The 21585-nt window shown below is 41.7% G+C and carries 21 protein-coding genes; 12 read left to right on the forward strand and 9 right to left on the reverse strand.

Features of this window, described 5'->3' with window-relative positions; genetic code table 11:
* Nucleotides 1-186 precede the first annotated feature (186 nt).
* Both ACLI1A_RS05195 and aroC read right to left on the reverse strand, forming a co-directional pair.
* Complete coding sequence (locus tag ACLI1A_RS05195) at nucleotides 187-1704, reverse strand: T9SS type A sorting domain-containing protein (protein WP_411406811.1); 1518 nt, start codon at nucleotides 1702-1704, stop codon at nucleotides 187-189.
* A 150-nt stretch (nucleotides 1705-1854) separates the two neighbouring features.
* Complete coding sequence (aroC, locus tag ACLI1A_RS05200; protein WP_411406813.1) at nucleotides 1855-2916, reverse strand: chorismate synthase; 1062 nt, start codon at nucleotides 2914-2916, stop codon at nucleotides 1855-1857.
* Between the two features lie 167 nt (nucleotides 2917-3083).
* Between aroC and ACLI1A_RS05205 the strand changes: the two genes are divergently transcribed.
* The 8 genes from ACLI1A_RS05205 to ACLI1A_RS05240 all read left to right on the forward strand — a co-directional run bounded on the left by ACLI1A_RS05205 (nucleotide 3084) and on the right by ACLI1A_RS05240 (nucleotide 9968).
* The gene (locus ACLI1A_RS05205) at nucleotides 3084-3917 is read left to right on the forward strand and encodes a UDP-2,3-diacylglucosamine diphosphatase (protein ID WP_411406815.1); all 834 of its coding nucleotides are present in this window, start codon (nucleotides 3084-3086) and stop codon (nucleotides 3915-3917) included.
* A gap of 61 nt (nucleotides 3918-3978) precedes the next feature.
* A complete protein-coding gene (locus tag ACLI1A_RS05210) occupies nucleotides 3979-4779 on the forward strand; it encodes a hypothetical protein (protein WP_411406817.1) in 801 nt (266 codons plus the stop codon).
* A 255-nt stretch (nucleotides 4780-5034) separates the two neighbouring features.
* Nucleotides 5035-5526: a hypothetical protein gene (locus tag ACLI1A_RS05215; protein ID WP_411406819.1), complete on the forward strand. Its 492-nt coding sequence runs from the start codon at nucleotides 5035-5037 to the stop codon at nucleotides 5524-5526.
* Between the two features lie 181 nt (nucleotides 5527-5707).
* Nucleotides 5708-7075, forward strand: a complete 1368-nt coding sequence (gene rimK, locus ACLI1A_RS05220; protein WP_411406821.1) for a 30S ribosomal protein S6--L-glutamate ligase — start codon at nucleotides 5708-5710, stop codon at nucleotides 7073-7075.
* Nucleotides 7076-7252 (forward strand): hypothetical protein, encoded by a 177-nt coding sequence (locus tag ACLI1A_RS05225; RefSeq protein ID WP_411406823.1) that lies wholly within the window; start codon nucleotides 7076-7078, stop codon nucleotides 7250-7252.
* 179 nt (nucleotides 7253-7431) lie between these two features.
* Nucleotides 7432-7830 (forward strand): hypothetical protein, encoded by a 399-nt coding sequence (locus ACLI1A_RS05230; protein ID WP_411406825.1) that lies wholly within the window; start codon nucleotides 7432-7434, stop codon nucleotides 7828-7830.
* Nucleotides 7831-9090 carry a hypothetical protein gene (locus ACLI1A_RS05235; protein WP_411406827.1) on the forward strand — a complete coding sequence of 420 codons (1260 nt, stop codon included), beginning with the start codon at nucleotides 7831-7833 and terminating at the stop codon, nucleotides 9088-9090.
* A gap of 56 nt (nucleotides 9091-9146) precedes the next feature.
* A complete protein-coding gene (locus ACLI1A_RS05240) occupies nucleotides 9147-9968 on the forward strand; it encodes a M23 family metallopeptidase (RefSeq protein ID WP_411406829.1) in 822 nt (273 codons plus the stop codon).
* On the opposite strand, the gene ACLI1A_RS05245 is transcribed toward ACLI1A_RS05240, so the two are convergent.
* Nucleotides 9957-10469 (reverse strand): O-acetyl-ADP-ribose deacetylase, encoded by a 513-nt coding sequence (locus tag ACLI1A_RS05245; protein ID WP_411406831.1) that lies wholly within the window; start codon nucleotides 10467-10469, stop codon nucleotides 9957-9959. The genes ACLI1A_RS05240 and ACLI1A_RS05245 overlap by 12 nt on opposite strands.
* Nucleotides 10470-10471: 2 nt before the next feature.
* A complete protein-coding gene (locus tag ACLI1A_RS05250; protein WP_411406833.1) occupies nucleotides 10472-12970 on the reverse strand; it encodes a M14 family zinc carboxypeptidase in 2499 nt (832 codons plus the stop codon).
* 210 nt (nucleotides 12971-13180) lie between these two features.
* On the opposite strand from ACLI1A_RS05250, the gene ACLI1A_RS05255 reads away from it, so the two are divergent.
* A complete protein-coding gene (locus ACLI1A_RS05255; protein WP_411406835.1) occupies nucleotides 13181-13867 on the forward strand; it encodes an OmpW/AlkL family protein in 687 nt (228 codons plus the stop codon).
* Between the two features lie 231 nt (nucleotides 13868-14098).
* Here ACLI1A_RS05255 and ACLI1A_RS05260 read toward each other — a convergent pair whose 3' ends face one another.
* Complete coding sequence (locus ACLI1A_RS05260) at nucleotides 14099-15226, reverse strand: cysteine desulfurase family protein (RefSeq protein WP_411406837.1); 1128 nt, start codon at nucleotides 15224-15226, stop codon at nucleotides 14099-14101.
* Nucleotides 15227-15332: 106 nt separating this feature from the next.
* Here ACLI1A_RS05260 and ACLI1A_RS05265 point away from each other — a divergent pair, with 106 nt between their 5' ends.
* Complete coding sequence (locus ACLI1A_RS05265; RefSeq protein WP_411406839.1) at nucleotides 15333-16292, forward strand: hypothetical protein; 960 nt, start codon at nucleotides 15333-15335, stop codon at nucleotides 16290-16292.
* Between the two features lie 74 nt (nucleotides 16293-16366).
* On the opposite strand, the gene ACLI1A_RS05270 is transcribed toward ACLI1A_RS05265, so the two are convergent.
* The 3 genes from ACLI1A_RS05270 to ACLI1A_RS05280 are packed head-to-tail and all read right to left on the reverse strand — an operon-like array spanning nucleotide 16367 to nucleotide 18158.
* Entirely contained in the window at nucleotides 16367-16861 is a 495-nt protein-coding gene (locus ACLI1A_RS05270) for a hypothetical protein (protein WP_411406841.1), read from the reverse strand.
* Between the two features lie 33 nt (nucleotides 16862-16894).
* On the reverse strand, nucleotides 16895-17392 hold the full coding sequence (locus tag ACLI1A_RS05275) for a hypothetical protein (protein WP_411406843.1): 498 nt from the start codon (nucleotides 17390-17392) through the stop codon (nucleotides 16895-16897).
* A 1-nt stretch (nucleotide 17393) separates the two neighbouring features.
* Nucleotides 17394-18158 carry an MBL fold metallo-hydrolase gene (locus ACLI1A_RS05280; RefSeq protein WP_411406845.1) on the reverse strand — a complete coding sequence of 255 codons (765 nt, stop codon included), beginning with the start codon at nucleotides 18156-18158 and terminating at the stop codon, nucleotides 17394-17396.
* Between the two features lie 86 nt (nucleotides 18159-18244).
* Here ACLI1A_RS05280 and ACLI1A_RS05285 point away from each other — a divergent pair, with 86 nt between their 5' ends.
* Nucleotides 18245-19714, forward strand: coding sequence for a TonB-dependent receptor (locus tag ACLI1A_RS05285; RefSeq protein ID WP_411406847.1), 1470 nt, complete (start codon nucleotides 18245-18247; stop codon nucleotides 19712-19714).
* A 65-nt stretch (nucleotides 19715-19779) separates the two neighbouring features.
* Nucleotides 19780-20235 (forward strand): hypothetical protein, encoded by a 456-nt coding sequence (locus tag ACLI1A_RS05290; RefSeq protein ID WP_411406849.1) that lies wholly within the window; start codon nucleotides 19780-19782, stop codon nucleotides 20233-20235.
* A 3-nt stretch (nucleotides 20236-20238) separates the two neighbouring features.
* Here the strand turns inward: ACLI1A_RS05290 and ACLI1A_RS05295 are convergent, their stop codons facing one another.
* On the reverse strand, nucleotides 20239-21378 hold the full coding sequence (locus tag ACLI1A_RS05295; RefSeq protein WP_411406851.1) for an MFS transporter: 1140 nt from the start codon (nucleotides 21376-21378) through the stop codon (nucleotides 20239-20241).
* Between the last annotated feature and the right edge of the window lie 207 nt (nucleotides 21379-21585).

Consider the following 21585-nt stretch of genomic DNA (forward strand, 5'->3'; position numbering starts at 1 on the left):
AAAATAGCGGGATTACCTCCTAAAAAAAACGGGGGTATAAAAAACTACGTCAAATTAAGACTCTTATTACAAAAAAGCTCATCACCTCGTAGAGCTAATTAAACAGTACTATAATTAAAACAGCAGTAAACAAAAAAAAGCCCCGGATAATCCGGGGCTTCAAAGTATATTTTAAAGGTATACTAATTAGTTTTTAACAACTTTCTTAGTTACTGAACCTTTATCAGAGTTGATAGTCATCATGTAAACACCAGTAGCAAGGTCTGAAACGTTTACCTGAGCGTTAGCAACACCGTCAAAGCTAAGAGCTTTTACTGTACGGCCGTTGATATCAGTTACGTTAACACCGTTGATAAGAGCAGCACCTGTGTTAGAAATGTTAACTACGTTAGTAGCAGGGTTAGGGTATACAGTAAGTTTAGAAACTTCGTTACCTTTAACACCAGCAGTTACATCAATCCATACGTTATCAAGGAAAAGTGCAGTTTGTGTAGCTGAAGTTTGAGCAGCATCAGTAGTGTACTCAAATAGGAAATAGTATACACCAGCAGCAGATGGAGTAAAATCGTAAGTGAAAGACTCGTAATCAGTCCCTGTAAATCCAGTGATTTCAGCAGCAACTTCCATTGTTGTAGGATCTAGTTCAGTACCGTAAAGTACAATTAGGTTAGACTCAGCAGGAGAAGCACCTGAAGTAAGCGCAAGTGAAGCTATGTCAAAGCTAAGAGTAACGCTAGTTGCAGGCAAGTTGATAGGACGAGATACAAAGTACACATCACTAGCAGCAGAAGTAGAACCTACTACAGCCATTTGAAGATCACCATCTGTAGGAGTTACAGTTGAAGGCGAAGTGATTGTACCGTACTGACCCCAAGAGTTACCAGCAGCAGTTACACTTTCCCAACCGTTAAGGTTGTTATCTTCGAATGAGTTACCGTAAGCAAGATCAGCCGGCTCAAATGCAGTTGTAAAAGTGATAGGGCCAGTCCAAGTACTGTAGTCACCGTTATCACAGTTAGTCCTGATGTAGAAATCATAGTCAGTACCAGACTGAAGGCCTGATAAGTCAGCTTGCTCAGCATCAGTATCATACACGTCACCTGTAGACATATCTTCACCAGAAAGCACATAAACATACTGATAACCTACCGGCTCACCGTTTACAGGAGCAGTCCATCCTATAGACACCTCATTGTAAGTAGGAGTAGAAAGGTAAGTAAATGTAGTAGCAGAGAAACATGTAGCCTCAGTAAAGTCAAAAGACCATGTAAAACCTGTAGCTAACCACCTGTCATCCCATACAATGTAGTAGTAAGTATCAGCAATAGCCTCAAAAGTAACGTAAGAACGGTAGTCAGAAGTACTAACGTCGTCATTACCTGTTAAACAAGTAAGACCTGTACATTCACCTGTTGCTTCATAAACACTCACCCTTGTGTCATTAACGTCGTTGTTTAGAGGTGTTTCTGCAATGTTAGATGCAATGGTTACAACACCGCTGTTTTCTGCGTAGTAAACATACCACTCTCCGTTTGGAGAAGAAGCAGCCTGAGACCAGCAGCCAGTTTGGTAAGTACCGTTAATAGCGTCAACTACGTTAAGACCCTGGTTAGGTACCGTAGCAGTAGCACATGTATTCCCTTGTGCATTGGCCCCAAGGATAGAGCCGAAAAGTAAAGCTCCAAGAAGTAAATGTCTTTTCATGATGATAGTTTTTATTTTTCCCCAAAAATAGTAAAAAATATATACGTTACAATTTATTTATATTAAATTTATACAAAAAACTGGTGTAATATGTAGTATTTCAATAATATGAGTGTAAAAAAATTAACACTATTAATTGTAAAAACCGCCTTACAAACCCGAAATTAACTTAAAATCAGCCAGTACCAGTGCCGCCATTGCTTCTACAATAGGCACTGCACGCGGCACCACACAAGGATCGTGCCTGCCTTTGCCATGCATTTCCACTACATTTCCGGCACTGTCTATAGTCTGCTGGGCCTGCATAATGGTAGCCACCGGCTTAAAAGCTACCCTAAAGTAAATATCCATACCGTTACTAATACCACCCTGTATCCCGCCTGAAAGGTTCGTTTTGGTAGTACCATCTACATTAAAAATATCGTTATGGTCACTGCCGCGCATCTTAGCACCACAAAAACCACTACCATATTCAAAACCTTTTACGGCATTAATGCTTAGCATTGCTTTACCCAGTTCGGCATGTAGTTTATCAAAAACAGGCTCGCCCAGTCCGGCAGGTACATTTTTTATAACACAGGTTACAGTACCACCTACGGTATCACCGTCTTTACGTACCTCCTTAATATAGTCTTCCATTTTTGCCGCCACCTCAGCATCCGGGCAGCGCACCGCATTACTTTCTACAAGGCTAAAATCAATATCCTGGTAAGGCTTCTCTAAAAAAAGATCTCCCACAGATGATGTGTAAGCCTGTATGGTAATACCCGGTAACACTTGGCGGGCTATAGCACCTCCCACTACCCTGCTTATGGTTTCGCGGGCGCTACTGCGTCCGCCTCCACGGTAGTCGCGCACCCCTACCCCATACTTTTTATCATAGGTATAATCAGCATGCGACGGGCGGTACACATCTTTAATATGAGAATAGTCGTTACTCTTCTGGTTAGTATTAGGCACCATAAATCCTATAGGCGCACCTGTAGTTCTCCCTTCAAATATTCCTGAAAGAAACTGCACCTCATCGGGCTCCTTACGTTGTGTTACTATAGCACTTTGGCCGGGCTTACGGCGGTTAAGCTCATATTGTATAGCATCCATATCCAGCGTTATGCCCGCCGGGCAGCCGTCTATTACGCCGCCTACAGCAACGCCATGCGATTCGCCAAATGTTGTAAGCCTGAAAAGTGTTCCGTAGGTATTCCCTGCCATGTTTCCTGTATTGATTTTAAACAAATGTAACAAATACTCACCCTTTTACAGAATAAAATTTTTAGAAACAATACCATAATATAGTATTGCAACGGCAAAACATTTTATTAATCTTATAGTAACCAACAGATTATAACCACACCCTTCTTTTGCAAGAAACACGACAGATGAAAAAAAGAGTTGTAGATATTGTAGTATTGTCCGATATCCATCTTGGCACATACGGCTGCCACGCCAAAGAACTACTACACTACCTTTCAAGCATTAAACCCAAAACACTTATCCTAAACGGAGATATTATAGACATCTGGCAATTCAGAAAATCGTATTTTCCTAAATCACACCTTAAAGTAGTAAAAAAACTGCTAGACTTTGCCGCCAAAGGCACCCGTGTGTATTACATAACCGGTAACCACGACGAAATGCTGCGCAAATTTGCAGATACTACCATGGGCAACTTTAGCATAGTAAATAAGGTAGTATTGGAACTCGATGGTAAAAAAGCATGGTTCTTCCACGGTGATGTTTTCGATAGCTCAGTACACTCTGCTAAGTGGATAGCCAAGCTGGGAGGCCTGGGATATGACTACCTTATATTATTAAACCGTTTTGTAAACTGGATATTGGTAAAAATGGGCCGTGAACCATATTCTCTTTCCAAAAAAATAAAGTCGGGAGTAAAACAGGCTGTTAAGTTTATTTCAGATTTTGAAACCACCGCCGCAGACATTGCCATAGAAAACAACTACGACTACGTAGTGTGCGGGCACATACACGAACCCTCTATGACGGTTAAAGAAAACAAGAAAGGAAGTGTTGCCTACCTTAATTCGGGCGACTGGATAGAAAACCTTACCGCACTGGAATACCACAAGAAAAAATGGAAACTGTACCGCTACAGCGAGGAAGCTCCTAAAATTCAAACTATTGAGGAAGAACCAGAAGCTGAGTTACAGCTGGAACACCAACTTGTTGCTACTCTAATATTTAACAAAAATTAATCAGGAAATATCTTAAAATGTTAGTTATATTAGCGCAAAACTTAATATGACCCTAACACTAATGAAAAAAATTGCTTACACGCTTACTGCTCTTATGGCTGTAATGGCTTTTTCATGCGGCAGCGACGACGATGCCGGAAACGGCGGAAATAATACTGATGTGTACCTTCCACTGGATAATGGAAATTACTGGGTATACGACACCACTACCGAAAGTACTGATGGTAGCGCAGATTCATCGGGTCGTGACTCTTTATATGTAGCTAACGATACCGTAATAGGCACTAACACCTATAAGAAATTTAAAACCCTGGCTGCAGCCACCGGCTTCTACTCAGGTTCACTTAGCGGAAACGGTGTAAGACTTTCTGATGGCAAGCTACTGGTTACCGGAAGTACATCGGTAGCCGTATCGGCAGACATACCGTTTAGCATAGCCATTACTGATTTTGCTTTTTTTGATGCTAATGCCACGTCGGGCCAGCAAATAGGCAGCACCTCAGGTTCATTTCAGCAAACTATAGAGGGTCTTCCACTAACATTTACCTACACCTTAAAAACTACCGCAGGTGACGATGCCGAGAGCCTTACTGTAAATGGCAGTAACTATACCAATATTAAAACGGTACTTACTACACTTACCCTAAAAATAACTCTTGACACCTTCAGCCTTACTATGCTACCACAACAAGATGTGGTAGTGTCTACACAATATTTTGCTCAAGGTGTGGGCGTAGTAAAAACCTCAACAGACATTACCTACAACCTGGCCGACTTCTCGTCTCTGGGCATTACACTACCTATACCGCAAAGCGGAAGCGCCCACCAAGACGAAGTATTGGACACCTATAGTGTAGATTAAGCAGCAACTATAAAGGCCCCTACTTGGCAAAGCCTTTATTATTAATAAAATAGCAAAAAAGTAATAATAGCCACTAAAAGCTTTTAAAAAGCGTGGTTATTATTACTTTTTTTATTTTTAATTGTTAAAAGCCCTACAACAAAGGCCTTAGAATTTTTAACAAAAATCTAACTGTTAAAACTTTAACATAATACAATTCTTACTAATACAGTAGTTATAATTTTGGATAAGGAAAATAAAACGACTACTATCATTATGAAAAAAGTATTATTTACAGCGTTTTTGTTAGCAGGGATTGCTCTAAGCGCACAAGCACAGGATCGCAAAAATGCACTTGGTGTAAGGTTGGGTAGCAACGATGGTTTTGGTGCTGAAGTTTCTTACCAAAGGGATTTATCAAGTAACCACAGGCTGGAGCTGGATTTAGGATGGAGAGATTCAGATCACTGGAACGCTGTAAAGCTTGCCGGTTTGTACCAGTGGGTATGGAACATAGAAAACGGATTTGACTGGTATGCCGGTGTAGGTGGTGGTGTAGGATCATGGAGCCATGACGATTATGGTCCTTATGACGGTGATGACAGCGGAGCATTTATATTTGCTGCCGGTGACATAGGTATAGAATATAACTTTGATATTCCACTACAAATTTCCCTTGACCTAAGGCCGGAAGTATATTTTAACGACGAATACCGAGGTGATAACTTTGGTGCCGATTTTGGTCTGGGTGTACGTTACAAATTCTAAAAATAAAACACCATAAACTGTCCCGATAGCATTAGCTATCGGGATTTTTTGTTTAAAACGGGGTTTGTATCTCTGAAAATCAGTTTACAGCGGGCTAACATTAAATTTATGATAAATAAACCACCACATATACTGCCGAATGAAAAAAGATGTAAATTAGTTTTTACAATTTTTTACTGAAATGCTCGAAAAAGTAATTGTAGGAAGCGAAGAATGGTGCGCTTTTCCTGAACTAGGAATACCTACTATAAAAGCCCGTGTAGATTCGGGCGCAAAAACCTCTGCCCTTCACGCCCTAAACATTGTACCCTTTGAAAAGGACGGTGAAAGCTGGGTAAAATTTGACATTCACCCCATACAAAATAACACCAAGGCTGTAATACACAGCGAAGCCCCGCTTATAGACAAGCGCGTGGTAAAAAGCAGTAGCGGCTACCGCGAACAACGCTATGTAATAAAAACCCGCATACAGGTAGGCGACCAGGACTGGGAAATAGAAATGACCCTGACCAACCGCGACTCTATGGGTTTCCGGATGCTGCTGGGTCGTGAGGCTATGAGTGGCCGTATATTGGTAGACCCTGAGCAGAAATACCTGCTGGGTCAGCCTACGAAGGAAAAATTAAAGGAGTACTACGAAAAAGGCGACGAAGAAAAACGCGGCCTGCGCATAGGTGTACTCGCCAGCAACCCGGAGCTGTACAGCAACCGCCGTATTATGGAGGCAGGCGAAATGCGCGGACACGAAATGCATTTCCTGAACCTTAAGTACTGCTACATGAAGCTGGATGCCGATAAGCCCGAAATACACTACCGTGGCGGACGCGTACTAAACGACTTCGACGCCATAATACCCCGCATACGCCCCAGTATGACGTTTTATGGCTGTGCCCTGACCCGCCATTTTGAGGCGCTTAAGGTATTTTGCCTAAACTCGGCAGCAGCTATAAGCCAAAGCCGCGACAAATTATATTCATTACAATTATTGCTAAACAGCGGTATAGACATCCCTACCACAGGGTTTGCTAACTCGCCACTGGATACTAACGACCTAATAAAAATGGTAGGCGGAAGTCCGCTTATTGTAAAATTGCTTGAAGGCACACAAGGCAAAGGTGTGGTACTGGCCGAAACCAAAAAAGCCGCCGAAAGTGTTATAAACGCATTTAAGAGCCTTAACGCAAACATACTGGTACAGGAATTTATTAAGGAAGCAAACGGCAAGGACATCCGCTGCTTTGTTATAGACGGCAAAGTGGTGGCTTCCATTCAGCGTGAAGCACTACCGGGAGAGTTTAGGGCAAACATTCACCTGGGCGGAACCGCCAGCGTTATAAAAGCTACCCCCGACGAAAAACGTATCGCCATAAAAGCTGCCAAGGCCATGAACCTTAAAGTAGCCGGCGTAGATATTATCCGTTCTTCAAAAGGGCCGCTGTTGCTGGAGGTAAACTCGTCTCCGGGGCTTGAAGGTATAGAAGGTGCTACCCAAAAAGACATAGCCGGAGAAATGATTAAGGCCATAGAGAAAAACTTTAAATGGAAATAAGTGAATAAAACACTCATATTAGTACCGGCGGTAATAGGCACATTCATTACTATAATAGGCTATTACCTAAGTATAATGCATTGGCCGGGCGGGCACAATCTGCTATTAACAGGCGGTATACTGGTACTGGTAAGCGTGATGCTTATTTTTGTAAACCTTTTTAAGAAGGGAGACTGATAACCGACAAGATATAAAACAGTAAAGGCTACCTGTATAAGGTGGCCTTTACTGTTTTTGTAATACAATTTTTATAAACAGTTTTACGTTAATTAACTAAAGTGCATATTGGTTTTAACAAGTGCTTTGTCTATATTTATCGTGAAGTAAAGGTCTAAAAATTTTATAACCTCTCCGCCATGAAAACAACATTACTATTTGCTTTTGCCTTACTATTAAATTTAGCCCTTTACGGCCAGGAGGGCTGTACGAAGTTTAAGGATGGTACCTTTAAGGTAACCGATCCGGCAACAAAAAAAACGAGCATCATTACGCGTAGTGGCAACAAACAAACCGAAAAAATGGAAGATGCCGAAGAGGTGTACGATTTTGATGTGGTTTGGGTAGACGATTGCACCTATACTATTACCCCTACAGCTGCTACCGCTGCACGAAATGAAACCCTGCAAAAAGCCGGAACCATGCTGGTAAAAATCACCAAAGTAAAAGAACACTCGTATATACAGCGTGTTACTGTAGCCAGCAACCCTAAGTACCGAAGGATAGACGAGGTGTTTTTAGTAGAGCCTTCTAAGTAGATGGAGAATTTTGACAACACTATTCGTTCAATCATCATAATTGCCTTTATTTCCGGGATTATTTATAATTACATTTTTAAAGAGAAAAATATTCGGCGTAACGGAGGTGATGTAATTATATCCAATCCCAAAACATATAACAAAAGTAAAACAGTCGAACATGGGGATATTGAATTAAATGGAGTATATACATACGAATTAACTGAAAACATTAGGATTTCGTATGAGAGTATACTTAAAATTGCCGCTATCCCGAATTCAAATAAATTAGCTTTACTTAGGGTCAATTCGTCTTATGAACTTTTTATAGAAGTAATCGATTTTGAAAAAAACACTTCAGAAAATGTTATTTTTAAAGAGAAGTTTTATAAAACAATTGATAACTTTAATAAAAGTGACAAAATTAAGTATGAATACCCTCCCCCTCCCTTAAACGGAAGCCTTGTAAACCATGTATCGCGATTCTACATTTTTTCTGAAAAATATTTTTATCTAAAGATCATATCAGCTCAAAGTTTCGATATTACCTTTGATTTTGAAGGAAATATCATAAACCGCCGGGAAATTGTAAAACAGGATTATAAACCCGGCTCTCATCGTCCGTCTTTCGTTGGTTTCACAGGTAAATATTATGTTACCGACGATTTTGAATTCCTTGATTTGGAAAGTTTCGAAAAACACAGCCTTGACAACTTTATCACGGATTTTTTTGATGATGATGATTTTTTTTACATACGCTATATGGAAGGGTATTCGTTATTTACACTCAGCCATAAAAACTTATTTGGTATTACTTTTTTTGATAAAGACGGAAACAATCCCCGGGGAAGGTACAGCATTTTCAAAATAGACGATGTAAACCACCCCGAATTGTTATTTAACCATAAAACAGACAACTATTTATACTATTCGGTAATTAATAGCACCGGTACTAAAATTGTAAATTTCATTGCGCGGGAATTTGACAAAGGGGATGTTATTATTAGAGAACTGTCTCAAGATGGGTTTGAAAATGCAATTACATTTAATGTTACACTTAATGAAAGATCTGTACCTGCTGATATGGTTTTTCAGGGGGAAGATACAATTTACCTGATTTTTTATAATAGGATTGAAGTTTTTGATGTGATGTCTGCAAAACGGCTCTATGTGTTTAATCGGGATTATAACACACCTTACACAATGCACGATAATATGTGTTTTTACATCAGTGAGAATAAGCTAATATTAAAAACCATTCAACCTTGTCAATCATCCTAAATCCTGGAAATAGACAAGTTGCTCATAGTTTCCAAAAACAAATAGTTACTATTACCTTGAAAAAAATTTTACTACTACTTTCCCTGGCTTTTCTGGGATGTAAATCACTTCCTGAAAAAATTTTGTTTGAGGCAAAAACGGCAACGAACTACACCCTTAAAAACGATACCCTGCATTTAAAGCTGAACAATCCGCTGAAATGCCCCATGCGCTATTACCTAAGTAGTAGCGACAGTAGTTTTAATGCCCGGCTTAAACCCTACAAACAGGTAATTATACCACCGCTAACCGACAGCCTGATAACCATAGCTGCCGATAGTACCGAGATAAAATCGTTTTTAATAAATACGGGGTTTGGCGACCCTAACCGCAAACCAATCCGCAATAAGATTTATCTGCCTTTTCCTAAAGGCAAAACATATCGTGTAGTACAGGCTTATGAAGGTGAATATTCGCATAACAGTCCGTATGCTAAGTATGCAATAGATTTTGCCCTGAAAGTGGGCGATACAGTGTGTGCCGCAGACGACGGTGTGGTTGTGGGAGTAATTAGCGGGTATAAGTATGGCGGAGCCGACAAAAAATGGGACAAGTACGCTAACTATATTACGCTATACCATCCGCACACCGGGTTGTACACTCAGTATGTTCACTTAAAACATAACGGCAGTCTTGTAAAAGTAGGCGACGCCGTAAAGCATGGTCAGCCCATAGGTATTTCGGGTAAAACCGGCTGGACTGATATTGCCCATTTACACTTTAATACTATTGTAGCGGTACACCAAGGCATGATATCGGTTCCTGTAACATTTTACGGAGGTATTGATGGCGCAGCACTGAAACGCGATGATGAAGTAATTAATGCGTCAGACTTCTAAAAGCACTTTATACAGGTTATAATTGTCGTCGTCAAAACACACAAAGGTTACGGTTTCTATACCGCTCTCCTGCTCTAAAAACTCTTTAACAGCAGCAACAGCCACGCGGGCCGCACCCTCTTTAGGATAACCGTAAATACCCGTACTGATGTTAGGGAACGCTATTGTAGCCACACTGTTTTCTACTGCCAGTGAAAGACTATTTTTGTAACAATTAGCTAAAAGTTCGGGCTCGTTCTTATGGCCACCATTCCACACAGGCCCCACGGTGTGTATTACGTATTTTGCGGCAAGGTTACCCGCAGTAGTAATTACTGCTTCACCGGTTTTACACTTGCCCTGCCTGTTCCTTATAGCCCTGCATTCTTCAAGTATTTGCGCGCCCCCGGCACGGTGAATGGCACCGTCTACCCCACCGCCACCAAGCAGCGATGAATTGGCCGCATTCACAATAGCATCGGCTGTAATCTTAGTTATATCTCCTTTTATAACCTTTATCATTATTAATTTATTTGGAATAATGCATTACTAAACAACAGGTTTCCGCTTTCCCAAAAACCACGGAACAACGGATTGTCTACCATATAAATTACTTTACCGTTTCCTTTATAGTCTACGGCAAAAGTAACCGTTTCTGTGAGTCTTTTTTTGAGGTTTCCTCCCACAAAACCAAAGCTTTTATATCCTTTAGGTACATATGCCACATTTGCTGCTCCCTTTAACAACTGGTAAGCAGTACCTGACGTTTTAAGGCTAAAATATTTATTGCTCAACCCAAAACTCAGCGGATGTGAAACATCAAGCGTGTTTTCTATAATAGCACCCGAAACCCCGTTTGAAAGTTGTTCGCGTACCATATTGTCAAACGTATAAAAACGGGCATCAAGGGCAGCCGTTTCCTGTTTCTTTTTAGAAGCTTCGCGGCTTTCCTCGGTGGCAAAACGTGTAAGGTTATACCCCGCACGGTCTTCAAAAAGGTCCAGCGCAGTACCTATAGCTATTACTTTTCCTCCCTGGTTTACGTAGCTGTCTAACCTTGTTTTATCCAGGTCAGAAAAATCATAGTAGCCTTCCGGCAAAACTATCGTAGAAAAATCCTCCAGATTTATACCCGAAAAATTCTTTATGTCTATAATACTTACAGGGTAACCAACCATTTGATCCATATAGAACCATACCTGCCCAAAATCAGTACTGCTAATACCGTCACCTGAAAGCAATAATACTTTTGGCGCTTTTAATAACGGATAAGCTTCGCCGCCCAGGTCGCTACCGTTTACGGCATAGCCGCTATCCAGCACTTCGTAGTCTTTCTTACCATCGAGCATTACGCCCATGGTCTGTGCAAAACCTGAAATCTGGGGATTATCTCCTTTCAATACTATCAGGTCGCCGGGATTAATTTTTATTCCCCTAAAAAGTGCGGGCTTGCGTGCACTACGTACTTTTATTTTGTTTTGATGCAACAACGAAAGTACTTTTACAGACGATCGCCCTGACCACGGAATGTAAAACGCAAACACGTTTTCATACTCCAGTTTGCCTTTATAGGTGTAGTCTTTCTTGGTTTTTACAGACAGGTATTTTTTCAGTCCATACGCCTCTGCGCCATACGCATGCGGAATATCCCAGGCTGTAATATCATAAGACAGGCTATCGCTAAGATGTTGCACCGGCTCAAACAATATCTGGGTCAGTATTGCCTTAGGCTGATCGGCGGTAACAATAAGGTCGTTTGGTTCTATCGTAAAATCATCATCCTTATCAGTAGTATAGCGGTAGCCGTTTAGTTTTTTTGTTTCATCGGCGTAGGCAAATTTTATCTTGTTTCGGGTAAGCAGCTGAGCCAACTCCGGCAAACGCCCGTTGTTCTTTACTACATAGGTGCGGTACTTACCCTTAGGATTTTCTCGGCTGTCTTTAAAATATGCTCTGAAGTTACGTAGCAACATGCTCTTTTTCCAGGCAGCAGTTTCTACCACACTCAGCATGGCTACGGTATGGTGATCTATACGATCCTGAAGGGTAAGCGTACTGCCGTTGTTTAGCTTTACGGCACGGCCTGCGCCTATACCGCCCTGCTCAAAGGTCATGCCCACCGCGCCATTAAAACTCGGATACGTATCACCGTAACTTGGGTAAAACAGGTCGAATACCTCACGCGAATAGTAGTTCCAGCCTTTGGTGTCAAACTTTTTAGAAGTCATTTGTCCTATTGCTTCATAGAAATCCTTTTGCCCTTTAGTAATAAAATCGTGCATAGGCTCTGCCGGTGGCGGAAAAAAGTACGGATCGTCATACCCCATTTCGTGCACATCGGCATGCACCATAGGCATCCACTGGTTGTACAACGTTATACGCTGCTGCGATTCGGGTTGTACCTGCCATGCCCAGTCGCGGTTCAGGTCATACAGGTAGTGGTTTTCACGCCCGCGTGGCCATGGTTCCATGTGCTCACGATCATCTGCATCCGGGTGTAGATTAGTTCCTGTAATACTGTGCAGCCAGTTGCCATAACGCGAAAAACCATCGGGGTTAAGGCATGGATCCAGTATTACAATCATATCCTTAAGCCACTCATTAGTATCCTTATTTTCGGGACTAATAAGCTGATAGGCTACATTCATAGAGCTTTCGGCAGCGGCAGGTTCGTTTCCATGCACATCAAAGCTCAGCCATACAATAAGTTTATCGGGGGCAGCAGCCTTCAGGTCTTCCAGTCCGGCGGCAGTAAGGTGACCTTTACGTATATTTTCAAGTTCCTTAAGGTTTTCGGGTGTAGAAATAAAGTACACATTCAGGTTACGCCCTTCGGCAGTTTGCCCATACACCTGTTGCTTTATCATATCAGAATTTTGAACCAGTTGTGCAAAATAGGCTTCAAGCTGGTGGTAATACGTAACATGATTGCCGTAATCGGGCAAAAAGTCATCAGGGCTTTTCGGTTGGGCTAAAGAAACCAGGGTATACAGGAAAAATAAAGTGGCCAGAATGTGCTTCATTGCGTATCGGGAAAAGTTTTACCAAATGTAAGGATTTAAATGTTAAGCCGCGAGTTTCAGGTAATGGACTGACTTTAATTTATTTGAACAATATAGCATGAAAAGGCATGAAAATAATAGCAACAACATTATTGCCCACCCATGATTAAAATCAGTTTTCTCCCTGATTATGCGGCATACTTTTGACCTGTAATTCAAAACACAGGTTTTATGAAAAAACTATCTCTTGCCGTAGCAGCCATAGCGTTGTTCGGATTTAACACTACTCAGGCACAACAACAGGAAAACACCACAACACCTGATTTTTATCGCTGGCAGGTACGCATGCGTGCCGTAGGGGTTATCCCTGCCGAAAGTGCTAACATAGGCATTATAGGAGGCGACGCTGCCATATCTAACAGCTACATACCGGAACTGGATTTTACTTATTTTTTTACTAAAAACATAGCCGCAGAGTTGATACTGGGCACTACCAAGCACGACGTGCATACCACCGCTTCGGATATTTCGGCCATAGGCGGGCCTACAAGTACTGATGTAAACCTGGGCAGTGTATACCTGCTTCCTCCTACCCTTACGCTACAGTACCATTTTAATGCCGGACAGGCTTTTAAACCGTATGTGGGTGCGGGTGTAAACTACACTATTTTTTACAATGCCGAAGCCGGTACTACCGTAAAAGATGTAAAATATGATAATGCATTTGGGTATGCATTCCAGCTGGGATTTGACTACAACATAAACGACCGATTTTTTATAAACGTAGATGCCAAAAAAATATTCCTTAAAACCGATGTTACCGTAGATGCCAGTAACCTGGCTACAGGATTAAACATTCCTGCTTCGGTAGACATTAACCCACTATTACTGGGTGTAGGTATGGGATACCGATTTTAGTTTTATAGCCATATGATGGTTTTGTGTAAGGTGAAAGCCGCTCTTGTGATGGGGAGCGGCTTTTTTGGCTATACGGTTATTTGGTAATGCGGTTATTCGATTGTTGTGATATGTTGATTTGTTTATGTATCAATTTGACAACACAAAATTACGTGATAGCGAATCAACTATATCCGAGTGAAGCTACTCCCTCTCTTTTGGAGTCCCGATAGCTATCGGGAGGGAAGAGGCTTACACCTTGTGCAATGCCGCTATCAGCAAATCAATATCTTCTTTAGTATTAAAATGGCTTAGGGAAATACGCAGCGAGGGTTTCTTCACCTCATCTTCAGGTAAAATTTCCTTCAGTACGTGCGACGGCCTTATGCTACCGCTTTGGCACGCACTACCGCGCGATACTGCCACACCCTGCATATCGAGGCTAAAGAGTATCATACCGGTTTTTTCATCCGGTAACGGAAACTGTATGTTGGCTATGTTATAAAACAGCTCCCCTGTCCCCTGCCCGTTTATTTTATACCCAGGAAAATGGGTATCAAGTTGTGCATACAGGTATTCTTTTAGTTCCGTAATATAAGCGCGTTCTTCATTAAGGTGCTTGTATGAAAGTTCTAGTGCCTTAGCCATGCCTGTTACCTGGTGTATGGGCTCTGTACCGGGGCGCAAGCCTTTTTCCTGTTCGCCGCCAAAAAGTATGGGCTGCAATGGCAGATTTTTACGGATGAATGCAAAACCAATTCCCTTAGGACCATGAAATTTATGGGCACTTGCCGTAATAAAATCTACAGGAATATTTTTCAGGTCGAGTTCCGTTTTCCCTACCGACTGTACCGTATCACTATGGAAATACGCCTTGTATTGGTGGCACAGGTTACCTGTAGCAGTCAAATCAAGCACCACACCCGTTTCGTTGTTTACATGCATCAGGCTTACCAGTGTAGACACATCCTCCTGCAAAAGTACTTCCAGATGCTTTAGGTCGGGCAGGCCTCCCGGCAGTAGGTTTACATATTCGGCAATAATGCCAAATTCCCCCGAAAGTTCCTGTACAGTATTCAGCACAGCATGGTGCTCGGTTTTACTGCTAATGATGCGTTTAATACCCAGCGCCTTTACGGCACTGCGCAATAAAAAATTATTTGCCTCAGTACCTCCGCTGGTAAAAATAATTTCACGTGCTTCGGCGTTAAGGTAACGGGCTATGTCCTTTCGGGCCGTTTCCAGCAGTACCTTAGCACCGCGCCCAAAACTGTGCGTAGACGAGGCATTGCCGTATTCGGCCAGCGTATGGGCTATTTCGTGTACTACTTCGGGCCGTAGCGCCGTAGTAGATGCGTTATCGAGATAAGCTTTTTTCATTGCTGCAAAGTTAGCTAATTTTGGTTTTGTGCCCACATGAAGCTAATTGCGAAAAGCTTTCTGTAAACCGTTAAAAACATTATTTTTGCCATTAAAATAAAACCCTATGAAAAAAATATTCGCGCTTATCGCCTGCATGATGTTGCTTACAGCCTGCGACGACGGAGAGCTTACCTTTAGCACATTTAACTTTGACGGTGACCCCGATCCGTGTGATTTTGCCGAAAACACCTATATTAATGTAAATGATAATGAGGTACTGATACTGAAGTTTGCCGATGACGACCTGCTGAACATAGAAGGAGAGGATACCATAACATTTGCAGAAGGAGATATAGAATACCGCGTATATAACGCTACAGGGCTTAGTACAAGCAATGTATGTGGTAGCCTGGATAATGCCAGCCTGTCTGTGCGCGAAAGCTGGGATGGTAGCGGTACGGCAACCATAACCACCACTAAAACAATAGACGAAACTACTGGTGAGGTGGTGTACTACCACTCTATAAACCTTATAGACGTAAGCTTTACTAAAGGTGAACAAACCATACGCATACAGGACACCTATGTGGGCCAAATAAAAAAACCAATAGGTTTTTACTTTGATTTCGCCGAAAATCTTGAAGACTCAAATCGCTTTTCGGAATGTAATAGTGAAAAATATTTCCTTAATAATACAAATACCACCGACGAGGTAATACTACTAAACATTCCTACTACGAGTATACCTACAACTACAGGCATAACTAACCCTCCAATAACACTGGACCCTAACGGAGTATACTTTCGTTTTATTAAGTACAGTAGTTCGGGGCTTGACGACGATATTATTTGTGATGGTAACGTGCTAAGCCCTGTACCGGAACAAATATGGTTTACCCAATCAGGACAGCTAATTATTGATACACAGGAAGTAGATGGTGAGCTTGTACATATTATGTACCTGAAAAATGCTGTATTTTACAATACGCTGGGTACAGGTGAAACCTTTGAACCTGTAGGTAACATAAGCGACCCTACCGGTGGCTCAGAAGATGTGTATTACATAGGTAGATTTATATATTAAAATATCTTAGCCATATAAAAACAGTAAGCCCCGTCAATAACGGGGCTTACTGTTTTTATATGGGCAATGTTTTTTTAACTCTCAGGGTTTTCATCTCCGGTTACCTGACCTTCCTGCACGGGTTCGGCACCTACATAAAGCAATACTCCATTGTGCTTAAGGGAATATCCTTTATCTGAATGCAATGACCAGGCTCCGTATATGTAAACGTTGTCCGTTTTCTTTTTCAGTATCACCGAAGTTTGGGTATCAGGTAAGTATAACTCGGCATTTTCCTTTTCTTCATCAAATACTACAAAAGCACTTTTAACTGCGCTTTCGTCTTCCACTTTTTCTACCGAATTAAGCCTGTATGCATCCTCAACCGGACGTATGCAGTCGTTTTTTAACACACTCCACCTATAGCCCGCCGAAATTACGCAGCCATTTTTATCGGTTTCGGTTTCAGTTCCCATAACCTTGGTGGTATCGGTCTGCACGGTTTTGGCAGTATCATCCTGCTTTTTCAAAATATAATCGCAGGATACCAGGCTAAAGCAAGCTGCAAATAATAACAAAGGCTTTTTCATTATCCTCTTTTAAAATATAAAGATACAAAAAACTTAAAGGTTATTAGGGTACAGCAAACTATCTGCACGCTCATAACTTATGGTACCGTCTTCGTTAATAAAATAACGGATAAGCACTTCACCCCATGTAGAACCGTTATCAAAATCGGCTATAACCCAGCGGTGATTTAGTAGTTTAACCCTGTTTATTATATACTTATGGTCGTCCAGAGATTCGTATCCTACAAGCGGATTACCGTTCGGGTTGCCATTTTGCTGGGTAATACCATCGGTTACCTTAATGGCAAATTTGTCAAAATCCTCTATCCCATTACTTTTAAGGTAGCCCTGGGCGTAGATATTATTTTCAAGAGAAAAAAATGAAGCCGCCGATGTTTGTGTGGCAAGGCTGTCTCTTGATGCCTGTAGTTTCTTCTGTATAGATTCTATTCGTTTTGCATCTTGTTTGTTTTGCCCTGTAAGGTACATGTAGGTAAACAGGTTAATGCATACCGAAAAAACAAACAGGTACATAAATAAATGTCGCTTCATTTTATATAGTAATTTGAAGGTTATCGTAAGCTAAAAATACATTTTCGGGCAACTGCTCCGAAACTTCGGCATGAAAACCCAGCATATGGCTTATGTGTGTAATATAGGTTGTTTCGGCCTGTATACGGGCTATCATTTCCAGGGCTTCCTCCAGGTTCAGGTGGTTGTCGTGTGGTTCTACACGCAGCGCACTGATAACCAAAACCTTTAATCCCTTTAGTTTTTCAATATCGCTGTCGGGTATAGTTTTCACATCAGTAAGGTATGCAAAACCATCTATCCTGTAACCGTAAATGGGCAACTCACCATGCATAATGTTAATGGGAACCACCTTTTTGTTGCCTATGGTAAAAGGCTCGTCATCCTTTACCTCGTTTATGGCCACCGTAGGTACGCCCGGATATTTATCGCCTTCCTTAAATATATAGTCAAAACGTTTTTTAAGGCCATCTATTACACGGGCGTGCGCATAAATGGGAATATCGCCCTGGCGGAAGAAAAACGGACGAATGTCATCGAGCCCCGCAGTGTGATCGGCATGCTCGTGGGTATACAGTATACCATCAAGCTGGGTGCAGCCACTGGTAAGCATTTGTTGGCGGAAATCGGGTCCGCAGTCTATTACATACGAGTAGTTTTCCCAGGTTACCCATACCGAAACCCTTAGGCGTTTATCCCTTGGGTCATTACTAAGGCATACAGGATGTGTACTCCCTATAATGGGGATACCCTGCGATGTACCGGTACCAAGAAACCAAACGTTCAAAACTGTGTATTTTTTCTACAAAAATAGTATTATTTGTTTTATAAAACGCAGTGATTTCCTAACTTTGCAACATATCTTTCAGCGCTATGAAATTTTCAGATAACGAAATCAAAGTAAAAGGCGACCGCGAAATAACCCTGGTGCCATCTATTAAGGATAAAGCCCTGCGTATCAACCTTAATGAGAATATTTACGGCACCTTTGCCGAAATTGGCGCCGGACAGGAAACCGTAAGGCACTTTTTCAGAGCCGGTGGATCGTCGGGTACAATTGCAAAAGCCATGTCGGCTTACGACAAAGATTTCAGCGATGCGATTTACGGCACTGAGACCGACGGGCGCTATGTTACCGAAAGCCGACTGAAAAAAATGCTGGGCCACGAGGTGCGTATTATGGAAGAAAGGCTAAACCGTGAAAAACACCCGAACAAAGTTTTCTTTAGTTACGCAAACACGGTAGCCACTATCGACTTTGCAAAGCAATTTAAAGGCCACGGCTGGGTAGGTATACGTTACCAGATAGAGCCAGACGAGGATTACAATGAAATTACCCTGCACATACGTTTTAAGGAAACCGATGCCCGCCTGCAACAGGAAACCCTGGGTATACTGGGTGTAAACCTTATATACGGTGCATTTTATAAATACAACGACCCTAAAAAGCTACTGCGTTACCTATACGACCACCTGGACAAAGACCAGCTGGAAATAGACACCATTAACTTTAGCGGACCACGTTTTGCCGATGTAGATAACAGGCTTATGAGCCTGCAGTTGGTTAAGAACGGCATGACCGATGCTGTAATGTTTGACCCGGAGGGGCACAACGTACTTCCTGCAGCCGTACTTTACAAAAAGAACATACTGGCACTTAGGGGTAGTTTCCGTCCGGTAACTAAGGTAAACATGGATATGTACGAAAAAGCATACCAAATGTTCCTTGAAGAAAACAAAGTAGACAAAGCCAATACCCTTGTGGTATTTGAAATAACCCTAAGCAACCTACGCAGCGAAGGCGAGATAGACGAACGCGACTTCTTGGATCGTGCCGAGTTATTGTGCTCCATGGGGCAAACAGTAATGATATCTAACTTCCAGGAGTACTACCGCGTGGTAGAGTACTTTAGCGCATACACCAAAGCCCGTATGGGACTTGCCATGGGAGTAAGCAACCTGATAGATATATTTGATGAAAAATACTACCGCCACCTTAGCGGGGGTATACTGGAAGCCTTTGGTAAACTATTTTACCGCGACCTTAAAGTATACCTATACCCCATGAAAGATGAGGAAGGCAATGTGATAGACTCTGAAAGCCTTATGGTACACCCACGTATGAAAGAACTGTATAAGTTCTTTAAGTTTAACGGTAAGGTAATAGACATACCTGAGGTAGATGAAGACCTGCTGAACATTTTCAGCCGTGAGGTACTGAAACTGATAAGCAAAGGTAAACCGGGCTGGGAACCTATGTTACCGGCGGGTATATCTGAAATGATAAAGCAAAACCACCTTTTTGGTTACGACCCGAAAAAGGAGCCTGCAGGACAGGTATAAAAAATATAAAAGCTTAAAAGCTACTCATTCGGGCAGCTTTTTTATTTTAGCTTAAAATTCAACCAATGAAAACTAAATGGTTCTCTACACTATTTATTCTTTCCTTTTTGATTTCTTCTTGTGGAAAAGAAAATAAAAAACTTGAGGAGATTAAGAGCGAAAAACTTACGATAGATAGTTTCAATGATTTACCTGAGGAAATAGACGGATGCTCATGTTTATTTTCATCAGACTCAGCAGCATTCAACAAGGATAAATATATTTATGCTAATGATTTTACCACTACTTCATTCATGAAAATAAATGGAAAACTGGTAAAACTAACCGAAATTGAGCATAAAGATATCGACAGCACAACAGTCCTATTCACATCAACGGGCGACGGATTTAAAGTTGAAATCAAAGCCAAAGATAAAAAGCAAATCGACTATGAACTTAGCTCCAAAACAGGAACGATAACTATCACCGACAAATCCGGACAAAAAATCACAAAACATTTTTATGGCGAATGCGGTTGTTAACCACTACACTTTAGCCCTTGTCGTAAATACAATAACCAGCAGCGCCATAAGCGCCACAAATAAAAACGACACCCTTAAGCTAAAAGCCTCTGCCAGGAAACCAATAATGGGTGGCCCTATAAGAAAACCTAAAAAGCTTATGGTACTTACCGCAGCAATAGCCGGTCCCGGAGCCATGGTAGTACTCCTGCCTGCTACGCTATATACCAAAGGTACTACGCTTGATATACCGGCACCTATAAGCATAAACCCTATTATTGCAGGCACCAGGTACGGGAATGCTATAGCTATGGCAAGTCCGCTAAGACTAAGTACCCCGCTAAGCTGTAGTGTACGTTTCAGCCCGAAACGCGCCGAAAAACCATCGGCTACAAAACGCCCGGTAGCCATCATGCACATACCTGCCGTAAAGCCTAAGCCTGCATAAGCATCTGCTGCGTTAACCACTTTTTTAAAGTAAATCGTTGTCCAGTCAAACATGGTTCCTTCCACCACCATTGAGCAAAAAGCGATAAGTCCCAAGGTAATAAGCGCCGAATCGGGTTTGGTAAATGCCGATTGCTTTTTCTCTCCCGACCCCTTATCATCATTAAGGTAGCGCCAGCATATAAACACCGAACCTACCGTAACTATTGATATCAGTATAAAGTGTATAAACGGTGGCACCTGCTGCCCTATCATAAACGTACCAATACCCCCGCCTATAAAACCGGCAAGGCTCCACACCCCGTGAAATGATGCCATAATCGGTTTTCTATACAGCAGTTCGGTAGCTACCGCCTGTGCGTTTACCGATACGTTTACAGCATTACTACAAAATCCAAATACCATAATGTTTAGCGCCAGCAGGTACATATTTGGCATAAACCCTAATCCTATTAACGAAATTCCGTAAGCTGCCAGCGCTACGCTAACCACTTTGCGGCTACCAAAACGGCTTACCCCCCAACCCGAAACAGGAAGCGAAAGCATAAGCCCTACAGGCATAGCAAAAAGAACGGCACCAAACTGCCCTTCGGATATGGAAAGCTTTTCCTGTATGGTAGCTATACGCGATGCCCAACTGCTAAAGCAAAGCCCTGCCATAAAAAACATGGCAGCAACTGCTCTTCTTACAATTTGTGCTTGATAGGTTTTTGTCATTTTGAAACAATGATATTGAGTCTACAAAGATAGGATTACAAGTGTAACTTTTACAATTATTACCCCACTTCCCTACTTTCATAAAAAATTATTTAAAGTAAAACAGGAAATAAAGATATTCCTAACTGTATAATTAACAATTATAAAACTACTAATACGCCCAATTATTTCCGTTATGTTAATTATTCGGCTAAAAATTACAAAGTC

Origin of the sequence: Flavobacterium sp. RHBU_3 (genome assembly GCF_046613565.1) — a bacterium.
Taxonomy (GTDB): domain Bacteria; phylum Bacteroidota; class Bacteroidia; order Flavobacteriales; family Flavobacteriaceae; genus Flavobacterium.